The 13,591-nt window shown below is 63.1% G+C and carries 12 protein-coding genes; 7 read left to right on the top strand and 5 right to left on the bottom strand.

Features of this window, described 5'->3' with window-relative positions; translation table 11 throughout:
• Nucleotides 1-81: 81 nt before the first annotated feature.
• Nucleotides 82-1,023 carry a threonine/serine dehydratase gene (locus LB577_RS09910; protein ID WP_224686571.1) on the bottom strand — a complete coding sequence of 314 codons (942 nt, stop codon included), beginning with the start codon at nucleotides 1,021-1,023 and terminating at the stop codon, nucleotides 82-84.
• 50 nt (nucleotides 1,024-1,073) lie between these two features.
• On the opposite strand from LB577_RS09910, the gene LB577_RS09915 reads away from it, so the two are divergent.
• Nucleotides 1,074-1,376, top strand: a complete 303-nt coding sequence (locus tag LB577_RS09915; protein ID WP_224686572.1) for an ArsR/SmtB family transcription factor — start codon at nucleotides 1,074-1,076, stop codon at nucleotides 1,374-1,376.
• A gap of 121 nt (nucleotides 1,377-1,497) precedes the next feature.
• On the opposite strand, the gene lysA is transcribed toward LB577_RS09915, so the two are convergent.
• The 3 genes from lysA to argH form a co-directional block, all read right to left on the bottom strand.
• Nucleotides 1,498-2,766 (bottom strand): diaminopimelate decarboxylase, encoded by a 1,269-nt coding sequence (lysA, locus tag LB577_RS09920; protein WP_224686573.1) that lies wholly within the window; start codon nucleotides 2,764-2,766, stop codon nucleotides 1,498-1,500.
• A gap of 70 nt (nucleotides 2,767-2,836) precedes the next feature.
• Nucleotides 2,837-3,043 (bottom strand): hypothetical protein, encoded by a 207-nt coding sequence (locus LB577_RS09925; RefSeq protein WP_013892818.1) that lies wholly within the window; start codon nucleotides 3,041-3,043, stop codon nucleotides 2,837-2,839.
• A gap of 140 nt (nucleotides 3,044-3,183) precedes the next feature.
• Complete coding sequence (gene argH / locus LB577_RS09930) at nucleotides 3,184-4,584, bottom strand: argininosuccinate lyase (protein ID WP_224686574.1); 1,401 nt, start codon at nucleotides 4,582-4,584, stop codon at nucleotides 3,184-3,186.
• Between the two features lie 37 nt (nucleotides 4,585-4,621).
• On the opposite strand from argH, the gene tlpA reads away from it, so the two are divergent.
• Entirely contained in the window at nucleotides 4,622-5,302 is a 681-nt protein-coding gene (gene tlpA / locus LB577_RS09935; protein ID WP_224686575.1) for a thiol:disulfide interchange protein TlpA, read from the top strand.
• Between the two features lie 31 nt (nucleotides 5,303-5,333).
• Here the strand turns inward: tlpA and LB577_RS09940 are convergent, their stop codons facing one another.
• The gene (locus LB577_RS09940) at nucleotides 5,334-7,784 is read right to left on the bottom strand and encodes an EAL domain-containing protein (RefSeq protein WP_224686576.1); all 2,451 of its coding nucleotides are present in this window, start codon (nucleotides 7,782-7,784) and stop codon (nucleotides 5,334-5,336) included.
• A 499-nt stretch (nucleotides 7,785-8,283) separates the two neighbouring features.
• Between LB577_RS09940 and LB577_RS09945 the strand changes: the two genes are divergently transcribed.
• The 5 genes from LB577_RS09945 to LB577_RS09965 all read left to right on the top strand — a co-directional run bounded on the left by LB577_RS09945 (nucleotide 8,284) and on the right by LB577_RS09965 (nucleotide 13,590).
• Nucleotides 8,284-9,636, top strand: coding sequence for an extracellular solute-binding protein (locus tag LB577_RS09945; protein ID WP_224686577.1), 1,353 nt, complete (start codon nucleotides 8,284-8,286; stop codon nucleotides 9,634-9,636).
• Between the two features lie 141 nt (nucleotides 9,637-9,777).
• Entirely contained in the window at nucleotides 9,778-10,662 is an 885-nt protein-coding gene (locus tag LB577_RS09950; protein ID WP_224686578.1) for a carbohydrate ABC transporter permease, read from the top strand.
• 7 nt (nucleotides 10,663-10,669) lie between these two features.
• A complete protein-coding gene (locus LB577_RS09955; protein ID WP_224686579.1) occupies nucleotides 10,670-11,584 on the top strand; it encodes an ABC transporter permease subunit in 915 nt (304 codons plus the stop codon).
• A 10-nt stretch (nucleotides 11,585-11,594) separates the two neighbouring features.
• Nucleotides 11,595-12,695, top strand: coding sequence for a sn-glycerol-3-phosphate import ATP-binding protein UgpC (locus tag LB577_RS09960; RefSeq protein WP_224686580.1), 1,101 nt, complete (start codon nucleotides 11,595-11,597; stop codon nucleotides 12,693-12,695).
• A 64-nt stretch (nucleotides 12,696-12,759) separates the two neighbouring features.
• Nucleotides 12,760-13,590 carry a phosphodiesterase gene (locus LB577_RS09965; RefSeq protein WP_224686581.1) on the top strand — a complete coding sequence of 277 codons (831 nt, stop codon included), beginning with the start codon at nucleotides 12,760-12,762 and terminating at the stop codon, nucleotides 13,588-13,590.
• The last annotated feature ends 1 nt before the right edge of the window (nucleotide 13,591 follow it).

A 13,591-nucleotide genomic window follows, 5' to 3' on the forward strand; every position in this document is an offset into this window, starting at 1 on the left:
CTCACGACTCGAAGAATACCAGCAAACACGGCAAAGGCGAGGCAGTTTGAAAAAACGTGAAGCCGGCCGAAATGGTTGCAATCAAAAATTGGCGGGGTTTGCGTTGGCGCCGCAGACCAGCACGGCGACGCGTTCTCCCGATGCCGGCGCGTAGCGGCCGGACAGGATCGCGGCGAAGGCGGCGGCACCTCCCGGCTCGGAGATGATGCGCACGCTGCTCCACAGCGCTTTCTGCGCCGCGATGATGTCGTCGTCGCTGACCAGGATGGAGCGTTCAACGAAGGCTTCGGCGATCGGGAACATCATTTCGCCGACGCGCTTTGGCGCCAGCGAATCGGCGGCGATGCCTTCCGCCGGCGCGTCGACGGGGTGACCCGCCTCGAAGGCGCGGTGAAGTGTCGGCGCGCCTTCCGGCTCGACGGCGACGATGCGGATGCGGCCTGCATACCAGGCGGCGATGCCGCCGATCAGGCCACCGCCGCCGACCGCGACCAGCAGCGTGTCGATCTCGGGCAGGTCGCTCTCGATCTCCAGCCCGAGCGTGCCCTGGCCGACCAGCGTCTCTTCCTGATTGAAGGCGTGGATCTGCAGAGCGCCGGTTTCCTCGGCGAAACGTTCGCTGGCGGCCAGCGCTTCGGCATAGCGGGCGCCGCCAACGACCAGTTCGGCGCCATAGGAGCGAATACGCTCCAGCTTGGCCTGTGGGCTGACTTCGGGAACGAAGATGGTCGCCTTGTGCCCAAGCCGCATGGCGGCGTAGGCGACGGCGGCGCCGTGATTGCCGCCCGACGCGGCGACGACGCCAGCCTCGGGAACCTGGCGTTCGAGAAGATTGGTGAAGGCGCCGCGCGCCTTGAACGAGCCGGAATGCTGCAGGCATTCGAGCTTGAGGTCGACCGCCAGCGGCGGCCGGTCGAAGTCGGCCATGTCGACGCGCAGCACCGGCGTGCGCCTGATATAAGGGCGAATGCGCGGCTCCATCGCGGCAATGCGTTCGCGTGTGACGGTGTTGCCTTGCGGCATGGCGATCTCCTCGGGATTGACTGTAATTAGTAACTTGGCAAAATAGCTAAATGCAAGAGGTTGATGTCTTCAAGGCGATTGCCAACGAGCGCAGGCTGCAAATCCTCGACTGGTTGAAGGATCCGCGCGCGCATTTCCCGACCCAGGCGGACGGCGATCTTGTCGAGGACGGCGTTTGCGCGCTGCTGATCGCGGAGAAGCTCGGCATTACGCAAGCGACGCTCTCCGAGCATATGCGCGTGCTTACCCATGCCGGCCTGCTGCGCACCAAGCGCATCAAGCAATGGACGTTTTACCGCCGTGACGAGGACAGGATCGCCGACACAAGGGCGCTCATCCAGAACCGGCTATAGCTCGACAGGCGGTGCGGCTTCTAGAGCAATTCCAGGAAAAGTGTGCGCGGTTTTCCGTACGGAATTGCGTCAAAACAAGGAGACAGAGCGGCTCGCCGTTTCGGTGAAACGGTGAAACGCTCTATGCCAGCCAATCGGGCACCGAATCCAGCCCGATCAGGTCGTCATAGGTCAGACGCGGACGCACGACGTGGAAACGGTCGCCATCGACCAGCACCTCAGGCACCAGAAGACGCGTGTTGTAGGTGCCGGCCTGCACCGCGCCATAGGCGCCGGCCGTGGAAACCGCTACCAGATCGCCGGCCTTCAGCCTGGGCAGGTCGCGGTCGAGGCCGATATAATCGCCGGTCTCGCAGACCGGCCCGACCACATCGACCATCATGCGTGGCGTGTCGGCCGGCGGCTGGACGACCGGCCTGATGTCGTGGAAGGCATCGTAGAGCGTCGGCCGGATCAGGTCGTTCATGGCGGCATCGACGACCAGAAAATTCTTGGCGTCGCCTTCCTTCACGAAGATCACCTCCGAGACGAGGACGCCGGCATTCCCGACGATCAGCCGGCCCGGTTCGAACATCACCTTGAGTCCAAGCTTGGTGACATGCTTCCTGACGATCTGGGCATAGGCATCGGGCAGCGGAGGCGGGTTGTTGTCGACACGGTAGGGAATGCCGAGGCCGCCACCGACATCGATATGCTCGATGGCGTGGCCGTCGGCGCGCAGTGCCCCGACCAGATCGACAAGCAGCGCGAAAGCGTCGTCGAAGGGCTGCAATTCGGTGATCTGGCTGCCGATGTGGGTGTCGATGCCGGTGACCTTGATGCCCGGCAATTCGGCAGCGCGGGCATAGACCTGACGCGCCCGCTGCCACGGAATGCCGAACTTGTTCTCCGCCTTGCCGGTGGAGATCTTCTTGTGGGTCCTGGCGTCGACATCAGGATTGATGCGCAACGAGATCGGCGCCACCTTGCCGAGAGCCACGGCGCGGGAGGACAGGAGTTCGAGTTCCGGCTCGGATTCGACATTGAAGCAAAGGATGCCGGCGGTGAGCGCAAAATCCATTTCACGCGCCGTCTTGCCGACGCCTGAGAACAGGATCTTGCCGGCCGGGATGCCGGCGGCCAGTGCCCGGCGCAACTCGCCTTCCGACACCACGTCGGCGCCGGCGCCGAGCCTCGCCAGCGTCCGCAGCACCGCCTGGTTGGAATTCGCCTTCATGGCATAGCAGACCAGCGCGTCGAGCCCGGCAAAGGCCTGGGCGAATACGCGGTAGTGCCTGGTCAGCGTGGCCGTCGAATAGCAATAGAACGGCGTGCCGACCTCCGAGGCGATATCTGGTATCGCCACGTCCTCGGCATGCAGCACGCCGTCGCGGTAATCGAAATGGTTCACGAGAGTGTTTTCCGGAAAGTTGGGGCACTGTGAGATCAGGTTTGGAAGACCAAACCCGCTCTCATCGGCTCTAGATCAGTGGGTCGAGGAAGAACTTCTTGTCCTTGACCGGTTTTTCCGGCTCCGGCGGCACGGGCTGCTTGGCCTTCTCGGCATCCTTGCGGGCCTGCACGGCCGCCTCGTAGGGCGTATCGAGACCGGCCCTGCGGCCGCAGGCCGTCACCGCGGCGACCGCCACCAGAAGCGTCAGCGTCACCAAAATCCTGCTTCCGGTCATCGATCCATCCGTCCGAAACGTTTGCCAGCCGCCGCTTTTAGCCGAGTTCTCGGCGCATTGCACCCCGGATATTGTTGTTCGCAATATCCTGATATTGCCGATCGCAATGTCGGCATATTGCTGGTCGCAATATCCGGGTATTACGCCTTTGCGATGCGCTTTTTCCAGGCGCGGATCTGCTTCCTCACCTCCGATGGCGCCGTGCCGCCGAAACTGGTGCGGCTCTTGATCGAGTTCTGCACCGCCAGCACCGAAAAAATATCCGAAGTGATGCCGGGGTTGATCGACTGCAGATCCTCCAGCGAAAGCTTCTCCAGCCCGACCTTCCTCTCCTCTGCCAGTGCCACCGCGCGGCCGGTGACGTGATGCGCCTCGCGGAACGGCAGTCCGAGCGTGCGCACCAGCCAGTCGGCAAGATCGGTGGCGGTGGCGTGCCCGGAACCGGCGGCTTTCTTCATCGCCACGGCGTTGACTGTCATGTCCGAGACCATGCCGGTCATCGCGGCGAGCATCAGGTCGAGCGTCTCGGCGGCATCGAAAACCGATTCCTTGTCTTCCTGCATGTCCTTGCCATAGGTCAAAGGCATGCCTTTCATTACCGTCAGCAGGCCGACCAGATGGCCGTTGACGCGGCCCGTCTTGCCGCGCACCAGTTCGGCGGCGTCGGGGTTCTTCTTCTGCGGCATGATCGAGGAGCCGGTGGAAAACGAGTCCGACAGCCTGACGAAGCCGAACTGCGGCGTTGACCAGATGATGATCTCCTCGGCGAGCCGCGACAGATGCGTGGCGCAGATCGCCGCCATCGCCAGGAACTCCAGCGCGAAATCGCGGTCCGAAACGCTGTCCAGCGAATTGCGCATCGGCTCGCGGAAGCCGAGCGCCTTCGCGGTCTGATGGCGGTCGATCGGGAAGCTGGTGCCGGCAAGGGCGGCAGCACCCAGCGGGCTCTCGTCCATTCGTTCGATGGCGTCGCGCACGCGCGACAGATCGCGCCCGAACATCTCGACATAGGCCATGCAGTGGTGACCGAAGGTCACCGGCTGCGCTGCCTGCATATGGGTAAAGCCCGGCATCACGGTCGCCGCGTGTTCCTCGGCGCGTTCCAGCAGCGCCCGGATCAGGCCCTTCAATGCTTCGGCGACGCGAAAGCACTCGTCCTTGACCCAGAGCCGCAGGTCGACCGCCACCTGGTCGTTGCGCGAGCGGGCGGTGTGCAGCCGGCCAGCCGCCGGACCGATGAGGTCGGCGAGGCGAGCCTCGATGTTCATGTGGATGTCTTCCAACCGGGTCGAAAACTCGAAGCTGCCGGCCTCGATCTCTTTCAGAATCGTGTTCAGGCCGTGAGCGATTTTTTCTTGATCGGCCGCCGAAATAATGCCCGTTTGCGCCAGCATCTCGCTATGGGCGATCGAGCCTCTGATGTCCTGCGCATAGAGTTTGCGGTCGAACGAGATCGATGCGTTGATCGCTTCCATGATCGCGGCCGGACCCGAGGCAAATCGTCCGCCCCACATCTGATTGCTGGTCTTCTTGTCGCTCATCGCTATAAAACCCGTGCTTCGGAGCAGTTTTGAGAAAATGGCAGACGGAAACAGATTTTTCCCGGCCCCGCGCCTGATCCTCGCCGCCCTGGTGGCGGGAGTGCTGGCCGGCGCGGTCGCGGTATATGTCAGCGAGAGCCGGTCTGGCAACAACGCCGCGCCGCAAGCGGCCGTCAACGACGGCAAGGACGACGTCGCCTGCGCCGCCAAGAGCGACCGTGCCAAGAAGGTCGCCGCCGCTGCCACCGGCGAGGTTGCGGCGCTGTTGCCGGCCGATCCGCCGCGATCCATGAAGCGCCTCGCCTTCAACGGGCCGGACGGCAAGCCGATGACGATCGCCGACCATGCCGGCCAGACGGTGCTGCTCAATCTGTGGGCGACATGGTGCGCGCCTTGCCGTGCCGAAATGCCGGCGCTCGATGCCCTGCAGAAGGAGAAAGGCAGCGATGCCTTTCAGGTGGTCGCCGTCAATGTCGATACCGGCGACGATGTGAAGCCGAAGAAATTCCTCAAGGATACCGGTGTCGAGACGCTCGGCTACTACCGCGATTCGACGATGGCGCTGTTCAACGACCTCAAGACGCGCGGCCTGGCGCTCGGCCTTCCCGTCACCATGCTGATCGATGGCGAAGGCTGCCTGATCGCCCATATGAACGGGCCGGCCGAGTGGTCGGGTCCTGATGCCAAACGGCTGATCGAGACGGCACTCGGATCGTGACCCAAGCCGGATTCGGCGTCGGGCGACCGTTTTACGCCGAACGTACGTTTGGCCTAGGCAATAGGAGGCTGCCACCCTGGCGGTCGGCGCGCAGCGACGCGCGCTTGCCGAGGCCGGTCAGGTCGTCGAACGCCTCGATCGGCGCCGGTTTGCCGAGATAATAGCCCTGGCCGATCTCACAGGCCTCGGCGTCCAGGAACTTCAACTCGCCAAGCGTCTCGACGCCCTCCGCCAGGACCGGCAGGCCAAGGCCGCGCCCCAGCCCCAGCACGGCGCGCACGATCGCCGCGACCTGGCCGTTGGTGTCCACCGCCTTGATGAAGGAAGAATCGATCTTGATCTTGTCGAAGGGGAAGGCGCGCAGGTTGGAGAGGGAGGAGTAGCCGGTTCCGAAATCGTCCATGGCCACGCGCACGCCAAGCGCCTTGACCTGCCGCAGGGTTGCCAGGGCGCGCGGCATGTCCTTCACCAGCGCGGTTTCGGTGATCTCGAGTTCCAGCCTTGTCGCTGCAAGGCCTGTCTTCAGCAAGGTCTCGTGCACCTTGCGGCTGAAATTGGGATTGTGGAGCTGTACGGCGGAGACGTTGACGGCGACCATGAGCGGGTTTTCCCAGCGGACGGCCTCCTCGCAGGCAGCCTCGAGTACCCAGTCGCCGATCTGCCCGATGGCGCCGCTGTCCTCGGCCACCGGGATGAATATGGCGGGTGAGACCTCGCCACGCTCGGGATGGCGCCAGCGGATCAGGGCTTCGAAGCCAACCATCCTGCCGCTGCTGATCTCCTTCTGCGGCTGATAGACGAGATAGAATTCGCCACGCGCCACGGCCTGGCGCAATTCGTGCTCCATCACACGCTTGTCGCGGGCCTCGGCACCCATCGACGCCTCGAAATAGCGATAGGTGTCCCTGCCTTCGGTCTTGGCGCGATAGAGTGCCGTGTCGGCATGGCTGATCAGGCTGGTCTGGTCATCGGCATCGAGCGGATAGATCGCTATGCCGATGCTGGCCGAGACCAGACCGCCGCCGACGGCTGCCCGGTTTTCCTCGCGCATGGCGGCGAGCACTGCGCCCGCGATGCGGCCCGCCGCCTGCGGGTCGGGCAGGTTGGGGGCGATGATGGCGAATTCGTCGCCGCCGAGGCGCGCCAGCATTTGCCCGGGACGCAGAACGCCGGCAGCGCAGCTTGCCACCCTCTGCAGCATCGCATCTCCGGCGCCGTGTCCATAGAGGTCGTTCACCTCCTTGAAGCGGTCGAGGTCGAGCAGCAGGAGTGCAAGATGCCTGCCCTTGACGTCTGCGCCGGTGTTCCCGATGCGGTTCATGGACGCGATTTCCGCGTCGAGACGGACGGAAAAGGAGCGGCGATTGGCAAGTCCCGTCAAGGGGTCGAAATGGGCGAGGCGAAGGATCTCCTGCTCCGCCTTCTTGCGTTCGCGGATGTCGCGGACGGCAATGACATTGTGGGGCTTGCCGCAATAATCGATGCTTCGGGCGATCAGCTCGACGGGAATTCGCGTTCCGTCGCGGTTTTTCAACTCCGCCTCTCGCGGCTGGCCCTCCAGGCTGGCCGTGCCGGATACGGCGTGTTCGTCGAAGAGACCGTCCAGCTCCGTGCCGTTCAGCATTGCGGCCACCGTGCCGGTCAGCTTGCCCATGCTGTCATTGGCGCTGACGATGCGGTTGCCGTCGCAGACGATCAGGCCCTCCACGGCGGCGTTGGCCAGGCCGTGCATGCGGTCTACCTCGAGCTTCTGGCGGCGAAAGCGCAGATCGATCCACAGCGCCGATGCCGACAACACCAGGATCACCAGCGTGGCGGCAGCGGCCGCGAAAGCCTGCGAGGTCGGCTCGATGGTGTATTCGGATATGACGATCGAGGAATCAGGAAAGATCGAGACCGCGCCCATGCCGATGAAATGCAAAATGCAGATCGCCAGCGTCAGCAGCAGCGCGCCGACCGATGTCGCCGACAGAGAGGGGCGGCGCAGAACGGTGCGCAGCGCCAGCGCCGCGAGCGCCACGCCGGAGAGCAGGGAAGCGGCGACAAGCAGCAGGTTCCATTCGATCCGGCCCTGGACCTCGAATGCCGCCATGCCGATGTAATGCATGGCGGCGATACCGCCGCCCAGGATGGCGCCGCCGACGAGATGATGGTCGAACTCGTCCCGCAAGGTGGCGATCCACATGCCGGCCGCCGTCAGTGCGACCGAGGCAGCGAGCGAGAGCACGGAGAGCTCCGGATCGTAGGCGCTCGGTATGCCCGGCGTGAAGGCAAGCATGGCGATGAAATGCGTTGCCCAGATGCCGAAGCCGGTCGAGGTCGCCGCGATCATCAGCCAGACCAGACGGTTCCGGTCGGTCGAGCGACTGATGTGGTGAAGCAGGTTGACGGCGGAGAAACAGGAAATACCGCAGATCAGCGCGGCGAGTGCGACCAGTCTCAGATCGTGCTGGTTCACGATACAATTATAGACCGTCAACATCTTATTTCCCCCAACCCCTTGGAAATAAAACCGGAGATATGACTGATTAATGCTTGGCCGTTGAAGGATCTATGAAGACGCCTGCAACCACAGCGTGCTCCACGGACGTAGCCGCGCCGCGGCAACGGGATATTCCGGCCGAAGCCAGCTATTTCAGGCGAACGGTCACTGCCAGGGCTTCATGCACATGGCCTGCCTGTCGCACATGGCCTGCCTGTTGGCGACGGGTACATGCGTCAGCTTCCGCACCAGCATTTCATCATCCCTTTAGCCGGTTAATCATGACGGCTTTGATGGTCTTTACGTCCTCGACAGCCGCCCTAGCTACCTAGGGCGCCGGTGTGACGTTTTCATGCCGGGGCAACCGCCGAGGGGGAGGAAAGACTGGCTGTCCACAGGCCCGAGAGGCCACAACAGAACTGTCACATACCTTCTCTAAGAGAGCGGGCAAGGATTTGCGCAAGACCCCTGTCAACAGCCATTCAAGAGGGAAAAAATCATGACCATCTTCAAGCGGGGCCTCGCTGCCCTTGCCGCTGGCGCGCTCGGCAGCGCGCTGGCGGTTCCTGCCTTCGCGGAGCCGGTGAAATTCGACTTCTGGTTCGGCCTTTCGGGCGACCTCGCCCGCGTCGTCGACACGATGTGCAAGAACTTCAACGAATCGCAGAAGGACTATGAAGTCGTCTGCACCAGCCAGGGCAATTACGACGCCACGCTTCAGAACACCATCGCCGCCTTCCGGGCCGGCAAACAGCCCACCGTCGTCCAGGTTTATGACGTCGGCACCGCCACCATGATGCTGTCGGGCGCCTACAAGCCCGCCGACAAGTTGATGGAAGAGAATGGCTACAAGATCGACTACTCGGACTATTTCCCCGGCATTGCGCGCTACTACGCGACGTCGAAAGGCGAGATGCTGTCCTTCCCGTTCAATTCCTCGACCGCGCTGATGTACTGGAACAAGGACGCCTTCGCCAAGATCGGCAAGACCGAAGCGCCGAAGACCTGGGAAGACGTCGGCGCCGACCTTCAGGCCATGAAGGACGCCGGCTATGAATGCCCGATGGCGATCAACATCTCGGCCAACGAAAGCTGGCAGTTGATGGAGCAGTTCTCGGCGATCCACAACCAGCCGATCGCCACCAAGAATAACGGCTATGACGGCCTCGACGCCCGTCTCGAAGTCAACAAGACCAAGTTCGTCCAATACGTCACCGATCTCAAGAAGTGGTATGATTCCGGCCTGATCAAGATCAAGTCCAAGGATCTTGGGCAGGACATGGTCCAGGCCTTCGCTTCCGGCACCTGCCAGGTGATCCTGACCTCGGTCGGCGACCACGGCACCGTCGGCAGGACCCAGAAGGAAGGCATGAACTGGGATGTCGCCGAATTGCCGGTCTATGCCGGCACCGAGCGCAAGAATTCACTCGTCGGCGGCGCTTCGCTGTGGGTTCTCTCGGGCAAGTCGGATGCGGAATACAAGGGCGCGGCGGCGTTCCTCAACTTCATCCACGATCCGAAGACGGCGCTGTTCTGGTCGACCAACACCGGCTACATCCCGGTGACCAAGTCGGGCTTCGATTACATGAAGGGCCAGGGGTTCTACGACAAGGCGCCCTATAAGGGGCGTGAGGTCGCGATCGCCAGTTTGACCGCGTCCGAGCCGACCGAGATCACCCGCGGTATCCGCCTGGGCAATTTCACCCAGATCCGAGCCGAGTTCGGCACGCAGATGCAGGCGATCTTCGCCAACAAGGTCAGTGTCCAGGAAGGTCTCGACACGCTGGTCAAGAATGGCGACGCCATTCTCGACCGCTTCCAGCAGACCTATCCGGGCAAGACCTTGCCCTGATCGCGACAAACTCATGGCCGCTCGCGGACGCTCCCAAGCATGACCTTCCGTTTCGGGATCATACCTGGGTCGACGGGCGGCCATTTCGTTATTAATCTCACTTTTGCTTTGAGCTAGCTGTCTAGCGGCGCCGGCGGACCGATGGAAAAACGCGTTACTTTCAGCAGATGGACGATCGGCATCCTCTTCGCGGTGCCGCAGTTGCTGCTGATCTTCACGTTCTTCTACTGGCCGGCAGGCCAGGCCGTATACTGGTCGCTGACGCTGCAGCAGCCCTGGGGCGGTGGCAATATCTGGGTCGGGCTCGATAATTTCCGCTCGATCCTGTCCAATGCCGACTATTGGAACTCGATCACCGCCAGCCTGGTCTTTGCCGGGATCAGCACCGGCCTGGCGATGTTCATCGCGCTCGTGCTGGCTGCGCTGACCGATCGGCAACTCACCGGCTCGCGCTTCTATCGCGTGGTGCTGATCTGGCCGTACGGCATCGCCGCGCCGGCACTGGCGCTGGCATTCCGCTTCATTCTGGCGCCGGAGGCGGGGTTCCTTTCCGTCATCAACCGGATGTGGCCGGGGATCTGGGATCCGGGTCTCGATGGCGCGGATGCCATGGCGTCGATCATCGTCGCCTTCTCCTGGAAATATGTCGGCTATAACTTCATTTTCTTCCTGGCCGCGTTCCAGGCCATCCCGCGTTCGCTGATCGAGGCGGCGGCGATGGACGGCTCCGGTGTCATCAGGCGGTTCTGGGATATTCAGTTCCCGCTGATCACGCCGACGATCTTCTTCCTGCTGGTCATCAACATCACCGAAAGCTTCCAGGATTCGTTCGGCATCGTCGATATCATGACCGCCGGCGGCCCGGCGAACGCGACCAACCTGATGGTCTACAAGATCTATTCCGACGGCTTCAAAGGCCTCGATTATTCAGGCGCGGCCGCGCAGAGCATCATCCTGATGCTGCTCATCATCGTGCTCACCATCTTCCAGTTCCGCTTCATCGAGCGGCGCGTACACTACCGGTGAGGGTGACATGGTCGAGCGCACCCCATTCCTCAATTTCTTCACACATCTGATCCTGTTCATAGGCTTTGTCTTCTGCGTCGCGCCGTTCTTGATCGTCGCTATCGCCGCATCGCACAATCTGAAAGACGTCAACGACGTGCCGATGTCGCTGCTGCCGGGCAGCGACTTCTGGGTCAACATCAAGACAGCGTGGGTGACGGCGGATCTCGGCCCCAAGCTACTGAACAGCTTCATCGTCGCCGGCGGCGTCGCGGCGGGCAAAGTGATCATTTCAGCGCTCACCGCCTTCTCGATCGTCTATTTCCGCTTTCCCGGCCGGATGTTCATCTTCTGGCTGATCTTCGTGACGCTGATGCTGCCGCTGGAAGTGCGCATCGTGCCGACCTACGCGGTCGTCGCCAACGTGCTGTCGCCCTATCAGACCATCCTCGACGTGACAGGCTTGAGCTGGCTGATCGAGAAGGTGTCGGGCGTGCAGGTCTCGCTCAGCCTTGGGTTGCTCAATTCCTACTCCGGACTGATCCTGCCGCTGGTCGCCACCGCCACCGGCACGTTCCTCTATCGGCAGTTCTTCCTGACCGTGCCGGACGAGCTGACCGAGGCCGCGCGCATGGACGGCGCCGGGCCGCTACGCTTCTTCATCGATGTCCTTCTACCGCTGTCGCGCAACAACATGGCGGCACTCGGCACCATCATGTTCCTGTGGGCCTGGAACCAGTATCTGTGGCCGCTGCTCATCACAACCGACCAGTCGCATGCGATGGCAGTGACCGAGTTGAAGCAACTCATTCCCAATGTCGGCGGCACTCCGGAATGGCACATCGCCATGGCCGGCACGCTGATCATCATGCTGCCGCCGCTGGCCGTCGTGGTGCTCATGCAACGTTGGATCGTGCGCGGCCTGATCGCCACCGAAAAATAAGGAGACAAACATGGCCTCCGTAACAATACGCGGCGTCAAGAAGAACTACGCCAAGACGCAGGTCGTGCACGGCGTCGACCTCGATATCGCGTCGGGCGAATTCGTCGTCATCCTTGGTCCGTCGGGCTGCGGCAAGTCCACTCTGCTGCGCATGATCGCCGGGCTGGAGGATATCTCGGGTGGCGAGATCGCGATCGACGGCACGGTGGTCAACAGACTGGAGCCGCGCGAGCGCGGCTGCGCCATGGTGTTCCAGAACTACGCACTCTATCCGCATATGAGCGTGGCGCAGAACATCGGCTATTCGCTCAAGGTCGCCGGCGTTCCCGCCGCCGAGCGTACCCAGCGCATCCAGGCGGTCGCGCGCACGCTGGAACTCGAACAGCTGCTCGACCGCAAGCCGATGGCGCTTTCCGGCGGCCAGCGGCAGCGCGTCGCCATGGGGCGCGCCATGATCCGCGAACCGAAAGTGTTCCTGTTCGACGAACCGTTGTCCAATCTCGATGCCAAGCTGCGCGTGCAGATGCGGTCGGAAATCCGCAAGCTGCACCGCCGGCTGAATGCCACCTCCGTTTTCGTTACCCATGACCAGGTCGAGGCGATGACGCTCGCCGATCGGCTGGTGGTGATGAATGGCGGACGGGTCGAGCAGGTCGGCACGCCTGGCGAGATCTATACCCGTCCGGCCAGCCGCTTCGTCGCCACCTTCGTCGGCGCGCCGGCGATGAACATGCTCGAAGGCACGGTCGAACTCGACGGGTTGTCGCTGCTCGACGGCAGCCGGCGCCTGACCATGGCCCGCGCCGGCCTGCCGGTCGGCACCAAGGTGGCGATGGGCATCCGGCCGGAAGCCGTCCGGCTGGTGGCGCCGGGCACGACGGGCTCCCTCAAGGCCTCAGTCGACCTGGTCGAGGAACTGGGCGCCGGGCGTGTCATCTATGTCGATCTCGACGGGGCGCCGTTTTCGGTGATGACGTCGGAGGCCGTGCACCCCGAGCCCGGCAGTACCGTCGGCCTGATGCTTTCGCCCAATGACATGCATTTCTTCTCGTCGGAGACCGGAACCCGCCTTGATGTCTTCAAGGCTTCCGTTCCCGAACCGGCGCTCTGATCCCGAAGCCTCTATCATCGCCCGGAGACAGACCTTCGGCCTTCGGCACCTCCAGGAAAGCATCATGAAAATCATTCAGGTCACGGATGTGCATCTTGGCCGGCAAGGCGAGCGCCGCTTCGGCGCGGACCTGCATCAGCGGCTGGCCTCATGCATCGCGCACATCAATGCGCATCACGCCGATGCGGCACTTTGCGTCTTCACCGGCGACCTGACCGAGACCGGCGCGCCGGAGAGCTATGCCGCTCTCAGGACCGCTCTGGGCACGCTGCCGATGCCCTGGCGGCTGCTGCCGGGCAACCATGACAGAAGGGCCAATCTCGTCGCGGCGTTTCCGGAAATTCCGGTCGACGAGAGCGGCTTCGTGCAGTCGGTCCATGACAGCGGGGATGAAGTCTTGCTGTTCCTCGACTGCCTGGCCGAAGGGCGCGTCGAAGGCGAACTGTGCGGAACGCGGCTTGCCTGGCTGGAAGCCCGGCTTGAACAATCGGCCGCCAGACCCGCCTACATTTTCCTGCACCATCCGCCGGTCGCGCTCGGCCTGCCGCAGCTCGACCCGCTGGCGCTCGAACAACCCGAGCGGCTGCTGGGACTGCTGCGGGACCATGGCAATGTCCGCCACATCTTCTTCGGCCATGTCCATCGCGACATCGCCGGCACGGTCGCCGGCATTCCGTTCTCGGCGCAGCGCGGCCTGCACGCCCGGTTCGAGCTTGCGCTTGGCCGATCGAGCGAGACCGTCGAGCAGGCGCCGCCCTCCTATGCGGTCATCCTCATCGACAGCGCCAACCAGCGCGTGGTCGTGCATGGCTGCGATTTTCTCGAGCGGTGGCCGACCTATTCAGCCGAGACCGGCGCGCTCGTCTTGCCGGGCATCGCACCGGAGATAGGCTGAG

The organism is Mesorhizobium sp. B283B1A (genome assembly GCF_020165735.1).
GTDB classification, from domain to species: Bacteria; Pseudomonadota; Alphaproteobacteria; order Rhizobiales; family Rhizobiaceae; genus Mesorhizobium; species Mesorhizobium opportunistum.

Bases quoted from the DNA above. Each gene is read 5' to 3' on its own strand.
- LB577_RS09910 (WP_224686571.1), bottom strand. From the start codon at position 1,023: ATGCCGCAAGGCAACACCGTCACACGCGAACGCATTGCCGCGATGGAG.
- LB577_RS09915 (WP_224686572.1), top strand. From the start codon at position 1,074: ATGCAAGAGGTTGATGTCTTCAAGGCGATTGCCAACGAGCGCAGGCTG.
- LB577_RS09925 (WP_013892818.1), bottom strand. From the start codon at position 3,043: ATGACCGGAAGCAGGATTTTGGTGACGCTGACGCTTCTGGTGGCGGTC.
- argH (WP_224686574.1), bottom strand. From the start codon at position 4,584: ATGAGCGACAAGAAGACCAGCAATCAGATGTGGGGCGGACGATTTGCC.
- tlpA (WP_224686575.1), top strand. From the start codon at position 4,622: ATGGCAGACGGAAACAGATTTTTCCCGGCCCCGCGCCTGATCCTCGCC.
- LB577_RS09940 (WP_224686576.1), bottom strand. From the start codon at position 7,784: ATGTTGACGGTCTATAATTGTATCGTGAACCAGCACGATCTGAGACTG.
- LB577_RS09945 (WP_224686577.1), top strand. From the start codon at position 8,284: ATGACCATCTTCAAGCGGGGCCTCGCTGCCCTTGCCGCTGGCGCGCTC.
- LB577_RS09950 (WP_224686578.1), top strand. From the start codon at position 9,778: ATGGAAAAACGCGTTACTTTCAGCAGATGGACGATCGGCATCCTCTTC.
- LB577_RS09955 (WP_224686579.1), top strand. From the start codon at position 10,670: ATGGTCGAGCGCACCCCATTCCTCAATTTCTTCACACATCTGATCCTG.
- LB577_RS09960 (WP_224686580.1), top strand. From the start codon at position 11,595: ATGGCCTCCGTAACAATACGCGGCGTCAAGAAGAACTACGCCAAGACG.
- LB577_RS09965 (WP_224686581.1), top strand. From the start codon at position 12,760: ATGAAAATCATTCAGGTCACGGATGTGCATCTTGGCCGGCAAGGCGAG.